The 24,249-nt window shown below is 35.8% G+C and carries 24 protein-coding genes, 2 tRNA genes and 1 other annotated feature; of the genes, 11 read left to right on the top strand and 15 right to left on the bottom strand.

Annotated elements, in window-relative coordinates:
* Window positions 1-297 precede the first annotated feature (297 nt).
* Window positions 298-1,740, bottom strand: coding sequence for a L,D-transpeptidase family protein (locus HMPREF3023_RS07880; RefSeq protein WP_070702347.1), 1,443 nt, complete (start codon window positions 1,738-1,740; stop codon window positions 298-300).
* Between the two features lie 129 nt (window positions 1,741-1,869).
* Between HMPREF3023_RS07880 and fic the strand changes: the two genes are divergently transcribed.
* Window positions 1,870-2,433 (top strand): protein adenylyltransferase Fic, encoded by a 564-nt coding sequence (gene fic / locus HMPREF3023_RS07875; RefSeq protein ID WP_070702345.1) that lies wholly within the window; start codon window positions 1,870-1,872, stop codon window positions 2,431-2,433.
* Window positions 2,434-2,595: 162 nt separating this feature from the next.
* Here fic and HMPREF3023_RS07870 read toward each other — a convergent pair.
* Window positions 2,596-2,679: transfer RNA gene (locus HMPREF3023_RS07870), tRNA-Leu, on the bottom strand.
* Window positions 2,680-2,974: 295 nt separating this feature from the next.
* On the opposite strand from HMPREF3023_RS07870, the gene HMPREF3023_RS07865 reads away from it, so the two are divergent.
* From HMPREF3023_RS07865 to HMPREF3023_RS07850, 4 genes are all read left to right on the top strand, one after another.
* Complete coding sequence (locus HMPREF3023_RS07865; RefSeq protein WP_070702343.1) at window positions 2,975-3,904, top strand: L-lactate dehydrogenase; 930 nt, start codon at window positions 2,975-2,977, stop codon at window positions 3,902-3,904.
* Window positions 3,905-3,932: 28 nt separating this feature from the next.
* Window positions 3,933-4,334: a zinc ribbon domain-containing protein gene (locus tag HMPREF3023_RS07860; RefSeq protein ID WP_083315542.1), complete on the top strand. Its 402-nt coding sequence runs from the start codon at window positions 3,933-3,935 to the stop codon at window positions 4,332-4,334.
* A 101-nt stretch (window positions 4,335-4,435) separates the two neighbouring features.
* Complete coding sequence (locus HMPREF3023_RS07855; RefSeq protein WP_070702341.1) at window positions 4,436-5,329, top strand: copper amine oxidase N-terminal domain-containing protein; 894 nt, start codon at window positions 4,436-4,438, stop codon at window positions 5,327-5,329.
* A 114-nt stretch (window positions 5,330-5,443) separates the two neighbouring features.
* The gene (locus HMPREF3023_RS07850; RefSeq protein ID WP_070702339.1) at window positions 5,444-6,532 is read left to right on the top strand and encodes a hypothetical protein; all 1,089 of its coding nucleotides are present in this window, start codon (window positions 5,444-5,446) and stop codon (window positions 6,530-6,532) included.
* A 147-nt stretch (window positions 6,533-6,679) separates the two neighbouring features.
* Here HMPREF3023_RS07850 and HMPREF3023_RS07845 read toward each other — a convergent pair whose 3' ends face one another.
* The 7 genes from HMPREF3023_RS07845 to HMPREF3023_RS07815 form a co-directional block, all read right to left on the bottom strand.
* Window positions 6,680-7,495, bottom strand: coding sequence for a C39 family peptidase (locus tag HMPREF3023_RS07845; protein WP_070702337.1), 816 nt, complete (start codon window positions 7,493-7,495; stop codon window positions 6,680-6,682).
* A gap of 81 nt (window positions 7,496-7,576) precedes the next feature.
* A complete protein-coding gene (locus HMPREF3023_RS07840; protein ID WP_070702335.1) occupies window positions 7,577-8,875 on the bottom strand; it encodes a bifunctional folylpolyglutamate synthase/dihydrofolate synthase in 1,299 nt (432 codons plus the stop codon).
* Window positions 8,872-11,523 (bottom strand): valine--tRNA ligase, encoded by a 2,652-nt coding sequence (locus HMPREF3023_RS07835; RefSeq protein ID WP_070702333.1) that lies wholly within the window; start codon window positions 11,521-11,523, stop codon window positions 8,872-8,874. The genes HMPREF3023_RS07840 and HMPREF3023_RS07835 overlap by 4 nt, the downstream gene beginning before the upstream one ends.
* 75 nt (window positions 11,524-11,598) lie before the next feature.
* Window positions 11,599-11,800 (bottom strand) — a binding site (T-box leader).
* Window positions 11,788-12,579, bottom strand: coding sequence for a hypothetical protein (locus HMPREF3023_RS07830; protein ID WP_070702331.1), 792 nt, complete (start codon window positions 12,577-12,579; stop codon window positions 11,788-11,790). It overlaps the preceding feature by 13 nt.
* A 63-nt stretch (window positions 12,580-12,642) precedes the next feature.
* Entirely contained in the window at window positions 12,643-13,635 is a 993-nt protein-coding gene (gene trpS / locus HMPREF3023_RS07825; protein WP_070702327.1) for a tryptophan--tRNA ligase, read from the bottom strand.
* Entirely contained in the window at window positions 13,625-14,524 is a 900-nt protein-coding gene (locus tag HMPREF3023_RS07820) for a CPBP family intramembrane glutamic endopeptidase (protein ID WP_246829202.1), read from the bottom strand. Before HMPREF3023_RS07820 ends, trpS begins: the two co-directional genes overlap by 11 nt.
* Window positions 14,493-15,776, bottom strand: coding sequence for an amidohydrolase (locus HMPREF3023_RS07815; RefSeq protein ID WP_070702325.1), 1,284 nt, complete (start codon window positions 15,774-15,776; stop codon window positions 14,493-14,495). The genes HMPREF3023_RS07820 and HMPREF3023_RS07815 overlap by 32 nt, the downstream gene beginning before the upstream one ends.
* A 104-nt stretch (window positions 15,777-15,880) precedes the next feature.
* Here HMPREF3023_RS07815 and HMPREF3023_RS07810 point away from each other — a divergent pair, with 104 nt between their 5' ends.
* From HMPREF3023_RS07810 to HMPREF3023_RS07790, 5 genes are all read left to right on the top strand, one after another.
* Window positions 15,881-16,525 (top strand): trimeric intracellular cation channel family protein, encoded by a 645-nt coding sequence (locus HMPREF3023_RS07810; protein ID WP_070702324.1) that lies wholly within the window; start codon window positions 15,881-15,883, stop codon window positions 16,523-16,525.
* 12 nt (window positions 16,526-16,537) lie between these two features.
* A complete protein-coding gene (locus tag HMPREF3023_RS07805; protein ID WP_070702322.1) occupies window positions 16,538-16,846 on the top strand; it encodes an MTH1187 family thiamine-binding protein in 309 nt (102 codons plus the stop codon).
* A 472-nt stretch (window positions 16,847-17,318) separates the two neighbouring features.
* Window positions 17,319-18,281: a P1 family peptidase gene (locus HMPREF3023_RS07800; RefSeq protein ID WP_070702320.1), complete on the top strand. Its 963-nt coding sequence runs from the start codon at window positions 17,319-17,321 to the stop codon at window positions 18,279-18,281.
* 41 nt (window positions 18,282-18,322) lie between these two features.
* Entirely contained in the window at window positions 18,323-19,072 is a 750-nt protein-coding gene (locus HMPREF3023_RS07795) for an ECF transporter S component (RefSeq protein WP_070702317.1), read from the top strand.
* A gap of 1 nt (window position 19,073) precedes the next feature.
* Window positions 19,074-19,856: a type III pantothenate kinase gene (locus tag HMPREF3023_RS07790; RefSeq protein ID WP_070702315.1), complete on the top strand. Its 783-nt coding sequence runs from the start codon at window positions 19,074-19,076 to the stop codon at window positions 19,854-19,856.
* 18 nt (window positions 19,857-19,874) lie between these two features.
* Here HMPREF3023_RS07790 and murI read toward each other — a convergent pair whose 3' ends face one another.
* From murI to HMPREF3023_RS07775, 3 genes are all read right to left on the bottom strand, one after another.
* Entirely contained in the window at window positions 19,875-20,705 is an 831-nt protein-coding gene (murI, locus tag HMPREF3023_RS07785) for a glutamate racemase (RefSeq protein WP_070702313.1), read from the bottom strand.
* A 378-nt stretch (window positions 20,706-21,083) separates the two neighbouring features.
* A tRNA-Lys gene (locus HMPREF3023_RS07780) sits at window positions 21,084-21,159 on the bottom strand.
* Window positions 21,160-21,245: 86 nt separating this feature from the next.
* The gene (locus HMPREF3023_RS07775) at window positions 21,246-21,923 is read right to left on the bottom strand and encodes a GntR family transcriptional regulator (RefSeq protein ID WP_236251343.1); all 678 of its coding nucleotides are present in this window, start codon (window positions 21,921-21,923) and stop codon (window positions 21,246-21,248) included.
* A gap of 186 nt (window positions 21,924-22,109) precedes the next feature.
* Between HMPREF3023_RS07775 and HMPREF3023_RS07770 the strand changes: the two genes are divergently transcribed.
* Complete coding sequence (locus HMPREF3023_RS07770; protein ID WP_070702310.1) at window positions 22,110-22,757, top strand: PepSY domain-containing protein; 648 nt, start codon at window positions 22,110-22,112, stop codon at window positions 22,755-22,757.
* 191 nt (window positions 22,758-22,948) lie between these two features.
* Here HMPREF3023_RS07770 and HMPREF3023_RS07765 read toward each other — a convergent pair whose 3' ends face one another.
* From HMPREF3023_RS07765 to HMPREF3023_RS07755, 3 genes are all read right to left on the bottom strand, one after another.
* The gene (locus tag HMPREF3023_RS07765; protein ID WP_070702308.1) at window positions 22,949-23,251 is read right to left on the bottom strand and encodes a DUF3870 domain-containing protein; all 303 of its coding nucleotides are present in this window, start codon (window positions 23,249-23,251) and stop codon (window positions 22,949-22,951) included.
* Window position 23,252: 1 nt separating this feature from the next.
* Window positions 23,253-24,041, bottom strand: a complete 789-nt coding sequence (locus HMPREF3023_RS07760) for a serine hydrolase (protein ID WP_070702306.1) — start codon at window positions 24,039-24,041, stop codon at window positions 23,253-23,255.
* 25 nt (window positions 24,042-24,066) lie between these two features.
* On the bottom strand, window positions 24,067-24,249 hold a 183-nt coding region (locus HMPREF3023_RS07755), incomplete at its 5' end, for a DUF819 family protein (RefSeq protein WP_144019633.1).

The following is a 24,249-nucleotide window of genomic DNA, read 5'->3' as shown; positions in this document are numbered from 1 at the left end:
CCCCCAACACCTTCAACGACCTGGCAGGGGCCCGGCCCATTACTACGCAAAAAGTACTCCGACTAAAAATTTCAAACTACTCACTTCGTTCGCTCAAACAGTGAAATTTTTTTAACGTCTCTGAACTTTTTGCTTACGACCTTATTAGCTTGTGGTTTATTGGCTAAGATTATTTCCTTATTAGATTTCAACGAGCTGGGGCATCATTGCCAAGGTAACAATTGAAGATAAAGCTATAAAAAAATAAAGCTTAATCAATGAAAGATTAAGCTTATTTATAAAGAGTTTTCTTATTTTTTATTGTCCTTGAGCTTGTGGCTGTGCTTGGACTTGTTTGCCAACTACTACTTGGCCCCCAGCGTCATTTATCCTCTGAGTTGCTGAGTTATAAACTATAACTGGCATGCCAGTAAAGGTTTGTGGATATAAGTTCTTCATAACTCCTGGCGGTATATTGATACAACCGTGTGATCCCCCAGATTTATAAATATTTCCTCCAAAGGATGATCTCCAACTTGCATCATGAAGTCCTATGCCTGACCAGTTTATTGGCGCCCAATAGGAAACTTTTGAACGATAGGTTTCGCCTGTTAGGTACCTATCTCTTTCACGGGACCAAATCCTGTCTGTCCCTGTTGGTGTTCCGTTGCCCCTATTTGGGTTGCCTGTAACTACATTTGTCTCAAGTTGCAAGGCTCCGTCCTTGTAGTACCAAAGTTTTTGTCTTGCAAGGTCTACTTCTATGTAGGTCTTGCCAATATCATCAACTTTTCTTGAAACTGCGTCTTGCCTGTAGGCAGGTTTTACTGTGACAGGTTCTTCCTTGGCAAGGGCTTCCTTTACAATTTCCCTTGTGCCTGGCCTATCTGTTAGCCAACCGTAGATACCTCCGTCCACCTTCATGAGACCAAGGCCTGTGGAGTTAAAAATCCTATTTGTCCTGTAGGTGTCGTACTTGGCAGCAAGTTTTTCCACGAAATGTTTTAGTTTTTCTTCGTCAAGGGCAAGGGTCCCGTCATCAGTCTTGGAGTACATGGCAATTATCCCCTGGCCTGTAACTTCTTCCTTCCTGTCGTCAAAGTCAAAAGTTATTTTTTTCTTGTAGACCTCTTTATAGGAAGCAAGTTGATTTTTTATATATTCTGAGTCCTTAGTTATATTTGGCTCTTGGTAAAGATTTTCCTCTTCAAGATCAAGTTCTTCCTTTTTGTCTCCAAAGTGACCTAGAATGGCATTTTTAAATTCATCCATTTTTATAAAGTTGCCGTGGACTTCATCTTGGATTTTAAATTCTCCATCTTGGTAGACGACTTTTGCATCTTGTGACTGGTCCTTTTGACCTAAGACTGGTTTAAGATTTTTTATTTTTTCATCAAGGGCAACTTTGTTGTACTGCAAGTCACGGTCCACTTGGTAGTGCTTAGGCACAAGGGAAGCCACTGGCCAATAAAAGGCTGTCTGGTCTATGGATTCACTTCCTATGGAGTCGATGTATCCAAAGTCCTTGGCAGCGATCTTGTCGTTTAGGTTCTTGTCCTTGGAAATTATTTCTAGTTCAAAGTTTCTTGAAAGGTCTTCGTAGGTCTTTTTAAGTTCAGATTTTTTTACAAGTCCAAAGTCTCTTCCATTGATGTAGGTCCTTGGCATGTATCTGTTACTGAAGAAGAAAAGTCCCACCATGTATATAGAAATTATTAAAATTAAGATTAGTGCAAAAATTATTTTAAAAGTTTTTTTCATAATTCCTCCCTTCCTTATTATACTCGATAAATTTTCTTTTTATGTAAGATTTTTTAAATGTAAAGTATTTGTAAATATTCTTTTGCTTTGATTTTTGTTTGTTGTAAAATTATTTAGAAGGAGTTAGCAATGAAAGAAGAACTTTTATCAAAGAAGAGAGCAATTGAACTCTGGGACAGTAATCTAATAAATGAAATTGAAGTGGGGACCCTAAAGGGACTGCAAGAAATCCACAGATACTTGTACCAAGATATATTTGACTTTGCCGGAGAAATAAGAAAAGTTAATATTTCCAAGGGAAACTTTAGATTTGCTCCTCTTCTATTTTTGAAGGAAAACTTGAAAATAATCGAGAAGATGCCGGAAAACAATTTTGATGAGATTATAGAAAAATATGTGGAAATGAATGTGGCTCATCCCTTTAGAGAAGGAAACGGAAGGGCAAGTAGAATTTGGCTGGACTTGATCTTAAAGAAAAATCTAAGACTCTGTGTGGATTGGTCAAAGGTGGATAAGTTTCAATACCTAAGTGCCATGGAAAGGTCTCCTGTCAATTCTCTTGAGATAAGGCACTTGCTCAAGGCTGCCCTTACAAAAGACATAGACAGCAGGCAAGTCTACATGCGTGGAATTCAAAATTCTTACTATTATGAAAACCTTTATGAATATGATATAGAAAATTTAGATGAATAAGAAAAAGCTGCTTGAAAGAAAAACTCTCAAGCAGTTTTTTTTATGTAAAAGTTTTTTGTAAATTTTATTTTGTATTTTATTTACCAATTTCTAATGATAGAATTGTAAAATTTTTAAAAATGGACACAAAAAAACTCACAAGCTAACTTGTGAGTTTTATGTTGGTGCGGGAAAGAGGACTTGAACCCCCACTCCGTTGGAACTAGATCCTAAGTCTAGCGCGTCTGCCAATTCCGCCATTCCCGCATGAAGTTTAACAACAAAACTTATTATACGCACTTTTTAATATCTTGTCAAGACTTTTTTTAAAAGTTTTTAAATATTTTTTGAGGAACTTTTCTTCCTCTCTCAAGTGCTTCTTTATTATAACAGGTGGATTTAAAAAAATCTACAATATTTTTAAAATTTTTTTATTTTATTTTTACATTGGTGAGTTTTAACTTTGTATTCCTTTTTGTACTACACTGTACTATAATAAGTTCTTAATAAGAAAATTCAATTTCTTATTGACTCAAATGTAATGACAAAAGGAGGAAGAAAGATGAAATTAGGTATTATTGGAGCTGGAGCTGTTGGCGAGATTGTTGCATACACTTCTGCCATGAGGGGAATTGCAAGTGACATTATTATAAATGATGTCATAAAAGAAAAGGCAATCTCCCAAGCTATTGACTTAAACGATGGAAGACTTTTCTATCCAAAGGACGTTAAGTTTAGGGCTGGAGAGTATGAAGACATGGCTGACCGTGACGTCATAGTAGTTTGCTCTGGCAAGATTCCTGAAGAAGATAGACTTCACGAGCTTGAACTAAACAAAAAAGAAGTTGCTGATTACACTAAGAGAATTGTTGATGAAGGCTTTAAGGGAATTTTTGTCGTTGTGACAAATCCTGTAGACATTATCACATATGAAGTTTATAAGGTTTCTGGATTTGATGACTCAAGAGTTATTGGATCAGGTACATTTTTAGACTCAGCAAGACTACAAGTTGTAATTGCCAATAAGCTAGGCATCTCGCCAAAGTCTGTCAACGCAACTGTCCTTGGCGAGCATGGCGAAAGTCAATTTGTCCCATGGTCACAAGTTATGATAGATTCCATGCCTTTTGAAAAATATAAGGATCTTCATCCAGAACTTTTTGAAGACTTTGACAAGGACCAAGTTGAAGATGACACTCGCCGTCGTGGCTGGGACATCTTCAAGGGCAAGGGCTCAACTCAATATGGTATTGGCAACACAGTAAACAACATCTTGCAAGCTATTGCCAATGACGAAAAAATTATTTTAAAGGGATCTGCACTAATGGAAGGTCACTACGGCCTTGAGGACCTATACATCTCAACTCCTATTAGGGTTGGCAAAGATGGTATTGAAGAAAAGTATGAACTTGACTTAACAGAGGAAGAATTGGGTAGACTTAAAAAGACAGCTGGTGTAATCAAAGATCACATTGCTAAGTTAGACCTATGAGATTATAAAATTAGAAAGAGTTGATTTTGTGAAGTTCAATGAAAAGTTTAGACAATTTATGATTGGAAGGTATGGCCAGGACCAATTGGGCAGGTTCATCACCTTCCTGGCCCTTGTGCTTTTAATAGTAAACCTCTTTGTGAAGAAGGCAAGCCTGCCTACTATTGCCCTGGTCCTTATAATTTATTCCTATTATAGGGTCCTCTCACGAGACATCAATGCAAGATACAAGGAAAATCAAAAATTCTTAGACACTGTTGAGCCACTGAGAAGTAAGTTTTTCACTTCAAAGAAGAGATATGACAACAGAAAGACCCACAAGTACATCAAGTGCCCTTCATGCAAATTCAAGATGAAGGTCCCAAGAGGCAAGGGCAAGATAAGAGTCACTTGCAAATCTTGTGGCAACAAATTCATAGTAAAATCTTAAAAGTTCCCTTAAGGGGGACTTTTTTATTTCCTCTAATTCTTAAGCTTTTTGTAAGTTTTCAAATTTTATTTAGTGATATAATTGTATAAAGGAGTGATAACATGAAGAAGAAGCTTTTGTTTTTAATGTCTTTTCTTTTACTTTTCACCAGCGTCTATGCTAATGGAAAGAAAAAGATGACTCTTAACATCAATCACATTGTCTTCGAGAAGGACTTTATTGTTAAGAATGACAGGATCCACATTCCCTTAAGACTTGTGTCTGAAAACTTAGGTGCTGATGTCAACTGGAAGGGCGACACAAAAGAAGTGGAAATTTTAAATCAAGGCAAGAAGATTGTTTTTTACATTGACTCCAAGGAGTACAGGATTGATGACATGGTCTACACTATTGACTCTCCAACTTTTATCCTTGATGACACTGCTTATGTGCCTGCAAGGGCTCTTGCCAATGCCATGAATGCCAAGCTTGAGTGGAATGAAAAAGATTTTTACTGCGCCATAAATAATGGTCATGAAATTGATCCTAGTCGCGACATAGATCCTATTAAGGATGCCAAGGACCTTGCTACTATTAATAAGATAAGAAAGGTCACTGACCTTGAAGGCTATTTAAAGGACGGTGTCATGAGGGTAGAAGAAGTTGACGATGGCAAGGTTTATGAATTATTTTTAAAGGATTATGAAAAGAAGAATTTATCCATGAGATTTATCTTTGATAGAAATAATAATTTAGAATTTTACAAGTTTTACTACTTCCCTAACGAAAAATATCCTTTCTTGGAAAAGCACTTGAGTGAAGAGGAGTCGAGGAAGCTTGCTCGTGACTTTATGAATCTTGTGGGAGATAAAAAGAGATTTTTAAAAGAGAGCGAACTCAATAAATACCAAAAAGCTTATCTTCCTGATGCTGGTACCTATGTTTTCTACACTAAGTCAGGTGATGTAAATGTAGATGCAAGTGGTGGTTTCGTTTACGCTTATAGCAACAGCTAATGTTACAGAATTATTAAAATTTATAAAATGAATCGCTGATTTACCTACTTTAATTGATTTATTGGGTGAATTATGTATAATAAGGTTAACTTATATTTTAGGAGGAAAATTAAAATGAATAAGAAATTAACATCACTATCACTAGCAGGAGTAATGCTATTATCTACTGCAAGCCCAGTTTTCGCTGAAGTTACTGAAGCTGTTAAAGACGTTAAAGAACCAACTAAGATGGAAAAGGTTCTTGAAGAAGGAAAAGAAAAAGTAGCTAAGGCTGAAGAAGCTGGCAAAAAAACTGAAGAAAAAGCTGCAGAAAAAATGACTGAAGCTAAGGAAAAAGTTGAAGAAAAAGCTGAAACTGCAAAAGAAGAAGCTAAAAAAGACGCTAAAAAAGTAGAAAAAAAGGCTGAAGAAAAAGTTAAAGAAGTAAAGACTATTGACGTTAAGGCTACTAACCAAAAAGTTAAACTTGACGGAAAAGACGTCGTTATCTCTGGATACAACATTGATGGTTACAACTACTTCAAACTAAGAGACCTAGCTGCAGTTCTTAAGGACTCTCAAGCTAAGTTCGGCGTTGACTACAAGGACGGAGTTGTTACTCTTACTAAGGCTGTAGACTACAAGGTTGTAGAATCTGACCAAAAACCAGTTAAGGCTGAATCTAAGGGTATGCTTACTAACGACAAGGTTCTAGTTGGAGACAAAACTCTTACTGCTACTGCTTACAAGATTGATGACCTTAACTACTACAAGTTAAGAGATCTTGGAAAAGAACTTGGATTTGGCGTTGGTTATGACGAAGCTACTAAATCTGTTCTTCTAACTTCTGTTGTAAATGAAAAAGAAGAAGTTAAAGAAGAAAAAGTTGCTCCAAAACTTGAAGAAGTTAAAGAAGCTATCAACAAAGAATTAGCTAAAGAAAAAGAAGTTCGTGCTTCTGAAGAATACAAAAAAGCTACTGACGAAGTTAAAACTAACTACGAAAATGCTATTGCAGCTGGTAAAAACATTGTAGCAGACAAAGATGCAACTCTTGAACAAGCTAACAACGAACTTAAGGCTCTAGTTGAAGCTGGAGAAAAAATTGGCCTAAAGGCTGAAGCTAAAATCGAAGAAAAAGCTGAAAAAGGTAAAAAAGAAATCAAAAAAGACGTTAAAGAAGGAAAAGAAGAAGTTAAAGAAACTGCTAAAGAAGTAAAATAATTTAACTTAACTTTTAAAGACCATGGAAAAAATCCATGGTCTTTTTTTGATTTTATGAAGTTTTTTGTGGATGCGAGGTTGTGTGTAGTTTTTAAATATGTGAGAAATTCTGTGTATGAAGCCTTCATAATAGGATATTAACTATTACTATTTGTCATTTATCTTTTCAACTGCCCAAGCTGCTTTTATTTCTTTTTTTATTTTATCGTACTGCCATCTATTTTTTGAATTATAAACAGAGTTTGGATCGTTTAAAATAATTCTCCCCTCATTATCAAGCCCGCATGCCAAAGCTATGTGTCCTGTGTCTGTAAAAATTCCTGGTTTGAAAGATAAAATTACAAGATTTCCCTTTTCAAGTTCACTCATCATTTCACTTTTCATGATTCCACGAACTCCTAAACCCTCTTTTATTAAATAATCTTCTATGAGATTCCATGAACTCATCCCCGCTTCAACATAACCATTTTTTTCTGCAAACTGTGCAATTTCTTTTGGACTTTTATTTATCCCATAGCCACTTAAAGTCATGGAAAGAGTAGTTGGCATGCAAGCATTTGTGCCAATTAGTTCCCCTGCATATTTTTCGTAGCCCCAACGAGGATCAAATTGAAGATAAAATTTCACTGGATTATTTACATCAAAACTTTCACTCTTTTTAGCAAGGCTTTTGTCCTTCTTTAAGTATCCAAGAACAAAGCCCAAGGCTTCTTCTCTTTTTGCAGCAAGCTTTATCATATTGTCTGGCAAGTTATCAATGTTTTCGTATACAAATTCATAGCCCTCGTCTTTTTTTGCCTTTTCCTTTATAATTTTTATTTTGTCTGACAAATCTTCGCCTCTTATAAAATTTTCACTGTTTTTTAAATTAATCTGGCTTAAAATATTTTTTCTTCCGTTAATAAATCCCCTTGCAAGAAAAATTATTAAAAAAATAATGACTGCTAATCTAATCTTTTTCATATTATCACCAAAACCATTGTATAAAATTATTTTTAAAACTTTATTTCAAATTTCTTACATATTTTCTAAATTTTAAAATCTTTATATGCTGTAATCGTAGTTTAAAATTTTTGACCTGGCTTCACTTACAAAGTAAAGGGAGCCTGTAATTAAAATCAAATCACCATCTTGGTAAGAGTTTTTATAATAGTCTAGGGCATCATCGATTTTCATGACCTGACCCTTAAGTCCATAGTCACTTGCCTCAAGACTTAGTTCTTCTGGACTTGTCCCCCTCTTGTAGTCAAGGTTTACGAAGACAACTTCATCAGTGTAAGCTGAAATTTCTTCTAGCATCTTCTTGTGTTCCTTGTCTGCCAAGATTGACATAATGAGGTGGAGCTTTTTGAATTTAAAATTGTCTAAGGACTCAACCAATCTCTTGATTCCGTCAAAATTGTGGGCACCGTCTAAGATTATAAGTGGGTCTTGTGAGACAATTTCCATCCTCCCCTTCCAAGTTGAAGTTTTTATTCTCTTTTTAATGTCATCAAGAGAAATTTTTAAAATTCCTCTCTTGTTTAAGAGGTAAAGGGCATAAATTGCTCCTATGGCATTTTCCACTTGGTAGTCACCAATTTGTGTGAGCTGGAAGTCCTCTCCTTCCCCATCTAATTTTAATTTAAAATCAATTCCCTTGAGATCAGATCTTAAAATCTCACTTTCAAGGTCCTTGGTGTAAAAGAGTTCGGCAGATTTTTCTTTAGCTTCTTTTTCTATTACTCCAAGAATTTTCGGATCTCTGTTTGTCGTAACAACAAGTCCATCTTCTTGGATGATGCCAGCCTTGGCATCGGCAATTTCTTCTATGGTGTCGCCAAGGTATTCCATGTGGTCCATGGAAATTGACGTGATAATAGAAATTAATTTTTCACGACTTGTGAAGATATTTGTGGAGTCTGCTCGTCCACCCATACCAACTTCAAGGATAGCAAGGTCCACCCCTTCTCTTTCAAAGTAAATTATTGCCATAATTGTCAAAAATTCAAAGAGGTTGAGGTCGCCGTATTCTTCTACAATGTCTTTTTCCTTTTCAATTATAAAGTCTCCAAGTTCTGCAAAGTCCTCTTGGGAAATTTCTGCGTCCCCAATTTTTATCCTGTCGCAGTAGGTTATAAGGTGGGGAGAAACAAAGGAACCAACCTTGTAATCTTCCTTTAAGATGTCCTTGATAAAGCTAACTGTAGAACCCTTGCCGTTTGTCCCAGCAATGTGGATGACCTTTAAGTTCTTGTGGGGCGACCCTATGTTTTCTAAGAAGGCCTTGATCCTAACATTGCCCTTGGACTTGAACTTGCCAATCCTGGACTCAATATTTTTTACAACTTCTTGATATGTCATAGGTTCTTTTCTACCTTTGCAATTTGTCCTTCAACTGTCTTTAGGATTTCTTCGTACTTAGTTACTTTTGCCTTTTCTTCTTCGATGAGTTTTGCTGGTGCTTTTGAAACGAAGCCTTCGTTGGCAAGCTTGCCCTTGGCTCTCTTTAGTTCGCCTTCAGCTTCCTTCTTGTCCTTTTGAAGTCTCTTTAGTTCCTTTTCAAAGTCCACAAGTTCCTTTAGTGGAAGTTGGATTTCTGCCTTGTCGAGAACTATGGCAATATTTTCTGAATCCTTCTTGCCTTCGTCGTCTGTAATTTCTACAGAGTTTGAGTAGCCAAGATTTAGGAGAAGTCCCTTCATTTCTTCAAAGATTTCTCTCACTTCTTCGTCCTTAGTATAAACAAGAGTGTTTGATTTCTTTGAATTTTCTATATTCATTTCGCTTCTTGCATTTCTGATTTCACGAATGGCATTTTCAATATATTCTGTTGCCTTCTCTTCTTTTTCAAATACAAGGTCTTCATTATATTCTGGCCAAGCTGCAAGGATCAAAGCTTCCTTCCTATTAGGTAGGGCTTGCCAAATTTCTTCTGTGATGTATGGCATAAATGGATGGAGAAGTTTTAAGATGTTTTCTAATACATACAATAAAACTTTTACTGTGTTTGTTTTTTCTTCTACATCGTCAGAATATAAGACTGGTTTTACAATTTCAATGTACCAGTCGCAGAAGTCGGACCAAATGAAGTCGTAGATGTCATCTGCTGCAAGTCCAATTTCGTACTTGTCAATTTTTTCTGTAATTGATTTTATAACTTTTTGTAGTTTTGAAATTATCCACTTGTCTTGGTAGTGGAGCTTAGCTACATCAAAGTTGGAATCTTCGATTTCATCAGACATGTTCATCATTAAGAATCTTGTTGCATTCCAAAGTTTGTTGGCAAAGTTTCTGTTTGCTTCAACCCTCTTAGTGTAGAATCTCATGTCGTTGCCTGGAGTGTTGCCTGTTACAAGAGTAAACCTAAGGGCATCGGCACCATAGTCTCTTATGATGTCAAGTGGGTCGATTCCGTTGCCAAGAGATTTTGACATCTTTCTTCCTTGGTCATCTCTTACAAGTCCATTTAGGAATACGTCCTTAAATGGAAGCTTGCCAGTTTGTTCTAGGGCAGAGAATACCATTCTGATTACCCAGAAGAAGATGATGTCATAGCCTGTTACAAGTACATTTGTTGGATAGAAGTATTCATACTCTGGAGTCTTTTCTGGCCAACCAAGAGTTGAGAAAGGCCAAAGAGCTGATGAAAACCAAGTGTCTAGTGTGTCTTGGTCTTGGGTATAAGTCTTGCCTTCGTGTCCCTTAGTGTTTGATGGGTCTTCTCTTGAGATTACAATTTCATCGTCAGTGTCAGAATACCAAACTGGAAGTCTGTGTCCCCACCATAATTGTCTTGAGATATTCCAGTCACGAATATTTTCTAGCCAGTTTTCATAAACTTTTCCAAATCTTTCTGGAACAATGTTTAGGTTGCCCTTCCTGTATTCTTCAAGGGCTGGCTTAGCAAGTGGCGCCATCTTAACGAACCATTGCTTAGAAATTAATGGTTCAATAACTGTGTGACATCTTTCACAGTGGCCAACAGCATTGTGGTGGTGCTTCTTGCCAATGTAGAAGCCAAGTTTTTCAAAGTCTTCTATGATTTTTTCTCTTGCTTCATATCTTTCTAGGCCTGCGTAGGCTCCAGCATTTTCATTTAAATATCCCTTGCCGTCCATAATTATATTTTGGCCAAGGTCGTGACGTGCCCCAACTTCAAAGTCGTTAGGATCATGGGATGGAGTAATCTTTACTGCACCAGAACCAAAGTCCATTTCAACATAATCATCAGCAATGATTGGAATTTTTTTGTTGTCCATCACTGGGATCATTACATATTGGCCAATAAGGTCTGTGTATCTTTCATCTTCAGGGTTTACTGCAATGGCAAGGTCTCCTGGGATAGTTTCAGGTCTTGTTGTTGCAATTTCAATTCCACCTTCCCTGTCTGCAAAAGGATACTTGAAGTACCAAATGTTGCCATCACTTTCTTCGTGTTCAACTTCAGCATCAGAAATTGAAGTTTCGCAAGATGGACACCAGTTGATGATCCTGTTGCCACGATAAATAAGGCCCTTGTCATAAAGTTCTATAAAAACTTCTTCAACAGCGTTGGAAAGATTGTCGTCAAGTGTAAAGCTTTGTCTTGACCAGTCACAAGAAATTCCCAGCTTCTTAAGTTGGTTTACAATGTTGCCACCGTATTCGTGAGTCCAGTCCCAAGCGTGTTCTAAGAATTTTTCTCTTCCAATGTCTTCTTTATCGATACCTTCATTCCTAAGTTTTTCTACAACCTTTGCTTCTGTGGAAATTGATGCGTGGTCAGTTCCCGGTAACCAAAGTGCAGAGTAGCCCTGCATCCTCTTTGTTCTAATTAGAACGTCTTGGATAGTGTTGTTAAGGGCGTGACCCATATGAAGGTTGCCTGTTACGTTTGGAGGTGGCATTACTATTGAGTAAGGTTTTTTGTTTTCGTCCACCTCTGCCCTAAAGTAATTATTTTCCATCCAATAGTCATAGATTTTTTCTTCAAAATCTTTTGGATCATAGGTTTTGTTTAATTCTTTCATTTTTCCTCCTAATTTATAATTTTTTCATTATTTACAATTTTATAAAATTAAAAAAATAAAAAAGCGTCCTCCATCCCTAAGGACGAAAGACGCGGTACCACCTTAATTTTTATTTTTCAATAAACACTCTATAATCTTTAACGAGATAAGTCGTCTCTGGCTACTAGTTTCACCAAAGAAGCAAAAAAGCTACAATTGTAAAGTCTATAAGGACTTTTCAGCAACCAGTCCCTCTCTATCTATAAATTTTTACAATCCTCTTTTTTATTGCTTATTTTCTATTGTCAAATTTTGTATAGGAGTGAGGTAACTTGTATAATCATTATCATCTACAACTTCTACTTGCTTGAAAAATATGATTACCTTATCGTTCTTATCAATCCCACCAATTTCTTCTCTTACATTTTGATGATCTTCTGGCTCTGAAGAATTTATTCTTACCTTTAGTTCTTTTATTTCATTTCCATTTTCATCTTCAAATCCTAAGATGTAAGTAGATTTCATTAAACTTTTGACATTGGAATAGGTGTTAATATCTAATACCAACTTGTCACCACTAAACCCCTTTGAGTTTATGACTGCTCCAATAATTGTCGTATCTTCCATCTTGTAATTCTTTTCTGGCTCTTTAGCTTCACTTCCAAAGCCAAAAGCTCTTGCTGCATTGTCATAATCTTTCTCAAGGTCACTTTTTACTGATGAAGATTCAAAAATAAAATTCTTGGCACTTAAAATATCAGAAGCTTGGAAGGTAAATTCAGAATCTGGCTCCACCTTTGGATATAAGACCCCGGAATCATCAGACCCACCAATTATTCCTATAGCACCTGCATAGTCTGCTTCTTGATTATTATTTTTTTCTCCCTCTCTATCTTTATCAGTATTTTTATTATTTGTGGTAAAAATAGCTGTCGGTCCATCTGCCTTACCGATAATCTCTGCATTGGGATTTTCTCTCTTAAGTCTTGCCTCGTTCATCTTGCCTTGAATGCCTGGATAGGCAAAATATCCTCCAAGAAGAATCACAGCAAGAACAAGAATTATTTTCTTTGCCATAAGGCACCCCCTAATTAATATAAAAGATACCACAAAAAATCTTTGAAATCAATAAATACTTGATTATCTAGGGATAAATCCAACTTTTTTATAAACCTTTCTTAGGGTTTTGTTTGCAAGATAGGATGCCTTTTCTGCCCCTTCTTTGTAAACTGATTCAAGATAGGCCTTGTCAGATCTAATTTCTTTAAATCTTTCACGTAAAGGTCTTAGACCTTCAACAACAACTTCTCCAAGGTCTTCCTTGAAGTCTCCGTAGCCAAGGTTTTCGTACTTCTTGACAATTTCTTCTGGGCTCATGCCAGAGAAGGAAGCGTGAATGTTAATAAGGTTCTTTAAGCCTGGTTGGTCATCGGAATATCTAAACTCGCCAGATGAATCTGTGACAGCTCTCTTGATTTTCTTTCTTGTGTCGTCTTCTGAATCAAGAATTAAAATAAATCCATCCTTATTTGAATCAGACTTAGACATCTTTGAAGAAGGATCCTTAAGTGACATAATTCTTGCCCCAACTTTTGGTGTCAAAATTTCTGGAATTGTAAAAGTTTCAGAATATCTTGAATTAAATCTTTGGGCCAAGTCTCTTGTAATTTCTATGTGTTGCTTTTGGTCTTCGCCTACAGGAACGTAAGATGTGTTGTAAAGCAAGATGTCAGCTGCCATTAGGACAGGATAATTCAAAAGTCCTGCTTGAACATCAGTGTACTTGCTTGACTTGTCCTTGAATTGTGTCATCCTTTGAAGTTGTCCAAGGCCTGTCATTGTATTTAGGACCCAACCAAGTTCAGCGTGAGCCGGCACGTGAGATTGGATGTAAATAATTGACTTCTTTGGATCAAGACCTGCCGCAAGGTAAAGGGCAAGGACATCAAGTGTGTTCTTCCTAAGGTTCTTTGGCTCTTGTGCCACAGTGATTGCGTGCATGTCAACGATACAGTATAGGCAGTTGTATTCATCTTGAAGGCCAATAAAGTTCTTTAGGGCCCCAATATAATTTCCAATAGTGAGGGAACCAGAAGGTTGGATCCCAGAGTAAACTATTTTTTTATCTTCCATTTTTATCTCTCTTTCTTTTTTCCAAATAAAATATAATTAAAATACTAATAATTTCAATGAAGGTCACGAGGATACTTCCCTCTGGCCCATAAGTTTTGTCGTACAAGTTGTAATTTAAAATTTTAAAATTAAGTAAGCTGTCAAATCCGCTAAAGCCACTGACATTTAATCCGTAAATCATTGCCATGGAAAAGTTCCAGCCTGCGTGGACTCCAGAAGTCAACATAATATTTTCTGAATAAAATAACAACTTTGCAAAAAATATTCCCACCAAGATTGTGTTTAGGGTAGATAAAATTGTCACTCCCTCGTTGCCCAGGTGCAAGAGTCCAAAGAAAATTGATGGAAGTAGGATTGCGAGCCTTCTTCCATAATTGTTATAGAGAACTCTTGTTAGGATTCCCCTTACCAAAACTTCTTCAGATGTTGACTGGATAAAGAAGGCCATGAAGTAGGCAAGGAAAATTAAATTTAAATTGCCTAAGTTAATCCCCTGGTATCCAAGGGCTCCCCTTCCCATGTCTAGCAAAACATAGATAGAAATTTGTAAGAATCCAAGGAAGAGTCCAAGTCCAATGTTCTTGGCAAGACCTTCTCTCTTGAAGAAGATGAAGTCCATCTTCTTTTTCAAAACATATTTTACAAATATTATGGCAGCCAGTAGTTGACCTGTAGTCCCCATTAACATTATTAGGTTTGCATTTTTATAATCATCATTAAAATAAGTTTGCCCGTAAAAAATTAGGGACAGGGCCAGCATAATTCCACCAGTAAAAATAGCAATTAATACAAGTAAAACAATAAGCTTTAGGATAATTTTTAAAAAATTTTTTATTTTTCTTTTTTCTTCCATAAATTTATCTATTTTTGATGTCTTCCCATCTTTCATTAACTACTTGTCTTACTTCATCTTCATCTAGATTTACTATTTCCCTATTCTTCATGATAAAGTTTCCGTCACAAATCACTGCTTCTACATCAGATGAGTTAGCTGAGTAAACGAGGGCTGAAATAAGGTTATTTCTCGGTGTAAAGGAATTTGAATCTAAGTCAAAAATTGTAAGGTCTGCAAGGTAGTCTTCTTTAACAAGGCCAAGATTTTCAAAGCCAAGGGCCCTTGCTCCATTAACAGTTGCCATTTTTAAAATTTCTATGGCTGGCACTGCCTTTTCATTCATGGTAACAGCCTTATTTACAAGGCCACCTATGTGCATCTCCTCAACAAAGTCTTGGTTGTTGTTTGATGAGTCGCCGTCAGTTCCCAGTGCCATGGTAATATTATTTTTTAATAATTTATCCACTGGTGTGAAGCCACTTGCAAGCTTTAGGTTTGATGAAGGATTGTAAACTGGGAAGAATTTTTTGTCCTTAACAAGTTCAATTTCTTTATCAGTGATGTGAACGCAGTGGGCTGCAATTATTTGGCTATCAAGCATGCCTAGTGAATCCACATATTCAATTGGTGTCATCCCATATTCTTTTTTTGAATTTTCAATTTCTGTAAGAGTTTCAGAAAGATGGATGTGAATTATCTTGTCATATCTTTCCCTTGCCCTTTTTGAAATTTCCTTTAAGAATTCTGTTGAACAAGTGTAAATTGCGTGAGGTGCAGGGACAACCCTAATTCTTCCATTAGCTTTTTCATGGTAATCCTTGTAAAGGTCGTCAAATTCTTTAAGCTTTGCTTCCCCTTCACCGTCAACATCTGTCATGCCACGAGTTAGGACTCCACGAATTCCAGCTTCAATGGCAGCATCCCCAACCTTATCCATTTCGTAATACATATCGCAAAAAGATGTGACGCCCGACTTTATATTTTCAATAATAGAAAGCTTAGAAGACCAATAGATGTCTTCTGGGTTTAGCTTTGCTTCTATGGGCCAGATTTCATTTTCAAGCCAGTCCATAAGTGCCAAGTCATCGGCATAATTTCTAAAATAAGACATGCCAAGATGGGTGTGGGCATTTACAAAGCCTGGAGTTAAGAGTTTGTTCTCTCCATCAAAGACCTCATCTGCATCAAGCTTTAAATCTTTTCCAATTTTTTTTATTTTATTTTCTTCTATAAAAATATCTGCCTTTTCGACAATTTTTTCATTTTCAATATCTAAGTAAGAAATATTCTTTATAAGTAAGCTCATAATTCCTCCAATACTATTAATATTATAACAAAGTTTTAAAAATTTTTTTCTAATTTATTGCAATTTACCACTTCCACAAATTTAAACTTTGGTATAATGACTTTATGATTGGAAATTATTTAGAGTTCAATGTATTTTTTGACATCATCGGGACAATTGCCTTTGCAATTTCCGGTGCCATACTTGGTTGCAAGAAAAAGATGGACATACTTGGCGTCATAGTTCTTGGTCTTGTCACGGCTCTTGGGGGAGGCTTTGTTCGTGACTTGGTACTTGGCATCAATCCACCAAATATGTTTCAAAATTCAACTAACGCTATTATATCCACTGTCTTTTCAGTTTTAGTCTTTATGTTTTTCTATTTTAGAAAAAACTTCACATCAAGGCAGGTCCTAATTTTTATGAATGAGTTCATGATCCTTAGCGACACAATTGGTCTTGCATCTTTTACTATCACCGGAATGACAACTGCTCTTTCCCTGGGACTTGATAAGAAATTTCTTCTCATATTTGTTGGTTCCATAACGGGAGTTGGCGGTGGAATGATTCGTGACGTCTTGGCAGGCACTATCCCCTTTATCTTCAAGGAACAAATTTATGCCGGCGCCTGCATCTTGGGCTCTATAGTTTTTCTTCTCACGAGAAATTTTTTAGGCGACCAGGTTTCCATGATAATTTGTTTTTTTACAGTTTTAATATTTAGGCTCTTGGCAGTGAAAAAGAATTGGAATCTGCCAAGGATTAGTTAATAGGAGGAAGAAATGGCAGTAGCAGAATTAACACTTATACCTATAGGAACAAAGACAACATCTGTGAGCAAGTACATTGCAGGTGCTCTTGACTCTATTGGAGAAGTTGATGGACTAAGATATGAACTAAATCCAATGGGAACAACAATTGCCCATGACGATTTAAAAGTTTTATACGATGTAATAAGAAGGATGCAAGAGTCAGTTTTTGATGCAGGCGCAGACAGGGTCTACACTGTTGTAAAAATTGACGACAGACGTGACAAGGACTATTCCTTTGAAGACAAGGTTACGTCTGTAAATGAAAAGAGAAAAAAATAGATTACGTATTCTAAAAAAAGTGCTGGCAAAAACCAGCACTTTTTTATATTTTTCATATTATAAAATCTACTTAGAATATTATTATTCATTAATCTTCTTTATTAAAAATATTATTAATAATACAATAACTATTATTTTTAATAATAGTAGAATAAACGGGATACTAAACATAGACATAAACAATCTAGAATCCTCCACTTGTTTCAGTCCATATTCTATTTCCATTTCTATTTCCATTTATAATGAAATATTTCTTTTTCATAAGTACCTCCTTATGAAATATTCCAAGTAAAATATAATAAAAAATACTTTATCTTGGTTTTAGTATATCATACTAAATTATAGTGTTCAAATTAAATTAAATCATAACCATTTTCGAAATAAAATAACTCAGAATTTACCATTAATTATTACAAGTTAATTTCTGTGTTAAAATATTATATAATTCTTATAATTTAAAGGAGGAGGAAATATGTACGAAGGTTTTTTGACAGATGTTGATGGAATTAAACTTGGTCACACAGAAGATTTTGATGCCCTAACTGGGACAAGTGTTATTCTTTGCCCAGATGGTTTTACTGCAGGAGTTGACGTTCGTGGGGCAGGACCTGGCACTCGTGAAACTGACCTCTTGCGTGCAGAAAACTTGGTCCAAAAGGTCCACGGGGTTTTCTTAACTGGCGGGTCTGCCTACGGTCTTGATGTTGGCGGCGGCATCATGAAGTTTTTGGAAGAAAAGGGCGCAGGCTTCGACGTGGGAGTTGGAATAGTTCCCATAGTTCCTGGCGCAGTCCTATTTGATCTTGCAGTAGGCGATTCAAAAGTCAGACCAGATTTTAAGATGGGCTATGAGGCTGCGAAGTCTGCCAAGGAAAAGGATGAAGCTCAGGGAAACTTTGGGGCAGGCTGTGGCGCCAGCGTAGGCAAAATCTTGGGAAATGACTTTGCCATGAAGTCAGGCATAGGCCAGTCCTCTGTAAGGGTTGGCGACCTAGTTGTCTCTTCTATTGTTGCTCTTAATGCCATGGGAGATATTTTTGATTATGAAAAGGGAAAAAGAATTGCTGGAGTTTATGATAGGGAAAATAAAAAGTTTTTAGACACTTGTACTCTTTACGAAAAGAGTTTAAACGATTATAATCAATTTAGCCCAGCCAACACAACAATTTCTATTGTTGCAACTAATGCAAAGCTCACTAAGGCAAACTGTAATAAGATCTCACAAATGGCTCATGATGGTTATGGAAGATCAATTAATCCTGTGCATACCATGAACGATGGAGATACAATTTTTACACTTGCATCTGGCGAAGTTGAAGCAGATATTAATTTAGTTGGAATTCTTGCTGCAAAGACTATCTCAAGGTCTATTGCCAATGCAATTTATTCAGCCGAGGATTCAGGCGGGCTTGTAAGTTATAATAGCATCAAATGATGCAATGAAGGGTATCTTTGTGAACCCTATCGGAGGTAAAAATGAATCGAAACACTGAACGTAACAGAAGGCTAGTGATAGCTGCCATGCTTGGTGCCATCACAGTTGTCCTTAGTCTAACTCCCCTTGGACTTATTCCACTGGGAGTTATCAACGCAACTACTATGCACATACCAGTAATTATTGGAGCCATAGCAGAGGGACCTGTGGTGGGAGCCATGGTTGGACTAATTTTTGGAGTGTCATCACTCTTAAATGCAATCTTAAGAAATGCAAGTCCCGTCGCTTTTGTCTTTTATAATCCACTAATTTCTGTTGTGCCAAGAGTTTTAATTGGTATAACTTCTTATTACTCTTATGCTGCAATGAAGAAGATGGAAGACAAGAACTTGAGAAACTTAACTAAGGGACTTTGGGGACTAATTTCAATTTTCTTGGTTTACTTACTTATCAAAAATATTAAGACTGGTGGCTCAACACTAAATATTACTTTTGTAGTAATCCTACTTGCTCTTTGCCTTGGATTTTTAGTTTACTCTTTCAAATCAAATGAGAAGGACTTCCCTATTGCCATTGGTGCCTTTGTGGGATCAATGACTAACACAGTCTTAGTACTTGGTGGAATTTATCTAATTTATGCCAAGAGATATGTTGAGGCTCTAGACATTCCACTAGAAAATGCAAAATCAGCAATCCTTGGTGTGTCAGTTACATCTGGAATACCTGAAGCTATCCTATCTGTTATAATTACTACAGCAGTTATAAAAGCTTTGAAATCAAGAAGGGGTTAATATGTTACTTGCAATTGATATAGACAATAGGACAACGGACTTCGCTGTCTTCAGTCAAGATGACTTAATCGATAAGTTTTCAATTACAACTGACAAAAATAGGTCTGTGGTTGAAATTAAACTCACGATTAAACTCATACTAATGGATAAAAATATAGAACTCTCTGACATCAATGAAATAATTATTTCAAACGTGGTGCCAGAACTCTCTTCTTCTTATGAAATAATCTCAAGAGAACTCATTGGCAAGAAGCCAATTTTTATCTCTGCTGGAGTCAAGACTGGTTTAAACATAAAATGTGAAAGTCCAAGAGAAGTTGGATCAGACAGGATCATAAAGGCCGTTGCTGCCACAAGAATCTACACAGGCAATATAATAATAGTTTCTGCATCATCAATTACAACAGTTGACTATATCAATGCAAAAAAAGAATTCCTGGGAGGACTAATCCTGCCAGGAATCAACTTGCTTCAAGATTCACTTGTGAGAGGTAGTGCAAAGCTCCCTCATGTTGAATTAAAAAGGCCTGATGATGTAATTGGTAAAAATACAGAAAAAGCAATCCAAAGAGGCCTTTACTACGGCTACAAGAAGGCTGTCCTTGGGATAATTGATGAAATAGTAGAATCTTATTCACTAACAAAAGAAAATACAAATATTTTAATCACTGGGCCTTATGGCCATCTCTTAAAGCTATGTAAGTACGACTTAATAAGAGACGACGACTTGGGCATCTACGGACTTAAAATTATTTACGACCTAAACAAAAATAAGGCTTCATGATTTATGAAGCCTTTTTTCTTACCTATATTTTTCTAAATCTTTAATGTCTACTTGGTGGAAATTTACCTCAAAACCAGAGAGGTCTACGATCTTTTCCATAGTAGAACGGAACATATCAATATCACCAGTTATATAAAAGTCAATGGACCTATTTGGGATTTCCTCATGGTCCTTTTCTATTTTTAAAATGTTCATGGCATCGAGGACAGTCTTGTAGGCTGGGTCAACCATTAAAACTTTTTTCCCTTGTTTTTTTAAGACCCTCTTAAAGGAATCTTCCACTAGAGGATAGTGGGTGCAGCCGAGAATCATTGTGTCGAAGTCGTAGTCGCCAAAGTAGTCTAAGTACTTTTTAACAATCCCGTCCATGTATTCTTCTTCAAACTCGCCTCTCTCAATGGCAAGAGTTAGGTCAGGACAGTAAACTGACTTAAGTTCAATAGATGGGTCCATAGACTTTAAGACCTTGTCATAAACTCCACTCTCCACACAAGACTTTGTTGCAACAAGGGCAACCTTCTTGGTCTTAGTCCTCTCAAGAGTGTTCTCACTACCTGGTTCAACAACCCCAATAATTGGATACTTATATTTTTCATTGGACTCCTTGAGACCATGGCTCGTTGCAGTGTTGCAAGCAATTATAGAAAGGTCAACATCAAGGTCCTTGAAAAAACCCATAACCTCCATTGTATAATTTTTTATCTCTTCGTCAGTCCTGGCACCGTAGGGCATCCTAAGTGTGTCCCCAAAGAAGACGAAGTTTTTATTTTTTATTTTATTTAAAGCGACTTTTAAAACAGAAAGACCACCTACTCCGCTGTCATAAAAGCCAATCACATTATTTCCCATTCAATCACCAACTCTTTTATATAATACTATAAAATAAGAAAAACAAAAAGAAGAATCTAAATTTCTTCCCTTATTATAGTTTTCTGTTTTAGACCATGTGAATAATTATATAAAATATACCATCCTCTATCAAGTTAGGTATAACGCAATTTTAGATTAATTTATTTTGTTTTAAATTTTAATAAATTGTTCACAAAAAGTTTCTTCCGAAGATTGATCATTGTAAGTAATTTTTATTTTCTTGCCAAGGCATTGTTCCATTATCCTCTAACTTATCATCTTTACTCCTTTTATCCTTTAGATTTTATGAACTTTCTTTTTTCAAATTTAAAATATAAAGCAAAAAGCCTGCGAACATTGCATTCACAGGCTTTTGAATGGTGCACCTTTACGGACTCGAACCGTAGGCCCACTGATTAAGAGTCAGTTGCTCTACCAACTGAGCTAAAGGTGCAAAAACTTATTAACTTGTCTGTACCATCAGTACAACAAAAATAATTATAAATAAAAAAAACACTCCTGTCAAGTGTTTTTTTTATTTTATTTTCTAAACATTCTATAGTCTGCTTGCTCTTCAAACATTTCATAGATAGCTTCAATGGTTCTTTCACTTGCTTCTCTAGCTTCCTCAGGTTTTTTCTCTTCGATTAAATTATAAATTTTTTGCAAATTTTCATAGTGTCTTTGATAATTTTCTTTATTTCTAAAAATAAAATTACCAAACCTATAAAGCCTTTTGTTGACCATTGTCATAACTTCAATTAATATTTCATTATTTAATGACTTAACAAGAGCCATGTTCCATTCAATGATTAAGTTTTGGGCAAGTTCTTCCTCATCATTTTCAATGGCAAGCCTAAGATCTTCGTTGACCTTTTCGAAATATTTTGTCTTTTCTGTTAAGCCCTTTTCTGCCAAGAGTTCAACACAAAGAGGCTCCAGCGACTTTCTAACTATATAAAGATTTTTGGCTTCTTTGACAGAAATTTTTGAAACAATATAAGATTTTCTTGGAAAACTTGTAACAAGTCCTTCCTTTTCAAGTTTTTTTAGGGCCTCTCTAACTGGTGTTCTAGATACATCGAGTTTAGAAGCGATTTCCATCTCAATAAGTTTGTCTCCTGGCAGTAATTTATTTTTTAAGATTTTATCTTTTAAATCTCTATAGACCATATTGCTAAGAGACTTCTTATTAGATTTCGTGTCCAAAAATCTCACCTCCTATTTACTAAAATGTTTTCCTCAGTCTGGGATTTTTCTTTTTTTCATTATACCATAAACTCAGTAGTTTCATATATTAAATTTTTGAATATTTATAATTTGACAAATGTTTATCACTCTCATTTTCGGGTAACATAAGTATAGGCAAAATTAAAAGAACTTTAAATTGGAGGAAAATTTATAATGAATAAGAAAATTTTAATGACAACACTTGGACTAGGACTTGCACTAACACTTACTGCTTGTGGACCAAAAAACCAAGCAATGGATCCAGCAAATTCTAATTCTAAAAATGCTAAGTTAGAAGAAAGTGCTAATGCAAATAAAACAAATACTAACAAAAATGCCACTAACAATAAGGCTGATGCCCAAACAAAAGAAGAAACAGCTGTAAATAAGGGAGCTGTTGCAAACCTAGATCCAGGAATAGCTTTTGACGGATTCAAAAAACTTCATGCAGATGCTAAGATTGAATCCTTCCAACTTGATATTGAAAATGGAAAAGCTTACTACAAGGTTAATGGTTATGATGCTGAAAACGAATATGAAGTTACAGTTGACGCAGTGACTGGCGACATTGTAAAGGACGAGTTTGAAGCAGAAAACACATCAGCTAAGACAGCTGACCTACAATTAGAAATGATCGAAGCAGTTGACAAATATATGCAAGAAGCTTTAAAGGACGCAGGCCAAGGCTATGAAGCTGGTGAATACGAAGTTGAATTCGATAACGGAAAATATGAAGTAAGCGTTGAAGTTGTAAATGGAAACAAGGACATCACTTACACTTATGACTATGAAACAGGTAAGTTAATAGAAAAAGATATGTAAGATTTTTAAGAGAGGGCTTGGCCCTCTTTTTTTATGGACTTTTAGAATTTTTTTATTCTTTAACTCATAATTAATTCTTCCAAATTTAATATTGATTTATAATTATAGGTTTTTTATTTGTAAATTTTTTATAAAACCCATTTGAATCTACATAAAAAAACTACCCTCTCCGATGAAAGGGCAGTTATATCTTATTTTAAATTTTTATATCTCTGCAAGGCATCCTTGTAGGCAGAAATTATTGCCTTAGTGGAAGAAGCATTGTATCGTCTTTGGATTTCATCTGTGATTATTTCTTGATCTTTGATGTTCTTGTCAGCAAAAATATCCTTTATAAACTTACGAGTTAGTTCAAGGGTTGCATTGTTGTCTGAATCAATAATATTTCCATCTTTATCCACTTCAAAGGCCAAGTAAAAAACTCCATAAATTTTTGTAATGGCATTGTCTGAACTTGTCCTAGCTTCTCCTGTGAGATATAAAGTATTTTTCATCTTATTCTCCAATTTCCTTATAAATTTTTAGAGAAATCTCGCCTATGATTTCCTTGGCAAGGACATTGGACTTAGCTTGGTTTACTAAAACAACAAGGATGTAATTTTTATTTTCTGTGAAAAATATTCCACCGTCGTTTTCTAAATTGTCCAAGTCGCCACTTTTGCTTGCAATTTTTAAGTCTTCTGGAAGATATCTTTGAAGCCTTTGTCTTTCCTTCTGTCTCAAGAGAATGTCGAGGGCAAGGTCAGAAAAGTCTTCACTTACAAAATCTTTATCATAAATCATTTTTAAAAGTTTTAAAATTTCATTAGAAGAAGTAAAGTTGTCCAGGCCCTTTTCTCTTGCGTTAGAATCCATCATCTTCCTCTCTAGAGATGTCTTCTCAAGTCCAAGGTCATTACCAATTTTATTTATTTCTTCCATTCCAAGCAGGTCTATTAAAATATTTGTGGCTGTGTTGTCACTTACAATTATCATAAGAGTCAAGAGCTCTCTTATAGAAAATTTGTGGTTATTGGAAAGTTCTTTTAAGATTCCCGATCCATCAACTTTATCATGGTCATCAAGGTTTATAGTGTCTTCGAGATTAATTTTTCCCTTGTCACATTCATCTAAGGCCTTTAATAAAATTAGCAGCTTTATCATGCTTGCTGATGGAACTCTTTTATCTCCATTTATGGAAAATCCTTCTCCCTGGTCTAGGTCGTAAAAGGAAACAGAAATATTGGCAGAACTTTCTTCAACTATATTTTCTATTGTATTCTCTAATCTCCTATAGTTTATCATATGAATGCTTCCTTTTCTATAAGTCCTAGCTCATTAGCTTGAGGATTTGTCCCATTCCTATACCAAAGAAGTTACCAACTGCTGCTCCTAATACTCCCATTAATACTCCTATACCTGCATAAGATGCGTCATAAGCACTGGCTACTATTGGAGCTGATGCTGATCCACCTAGGTTTGCAAGGGATGCTGTTGATACCATGCAAAGGTC

This window comes from Peptoniphilus sp. HMSC075B08 (assembly GCF_001815405.1).
Classification (GTDB): domain Bacteria; phylum Bacillota; class Clostridia; order Tissierellales; family Peptoniphilaceae; genus Peptoniphilus_A; species Peptoniphilus_A harei.
This window is presented reverse-complemented; position numbering and strand designations above follow the sequence as displayed.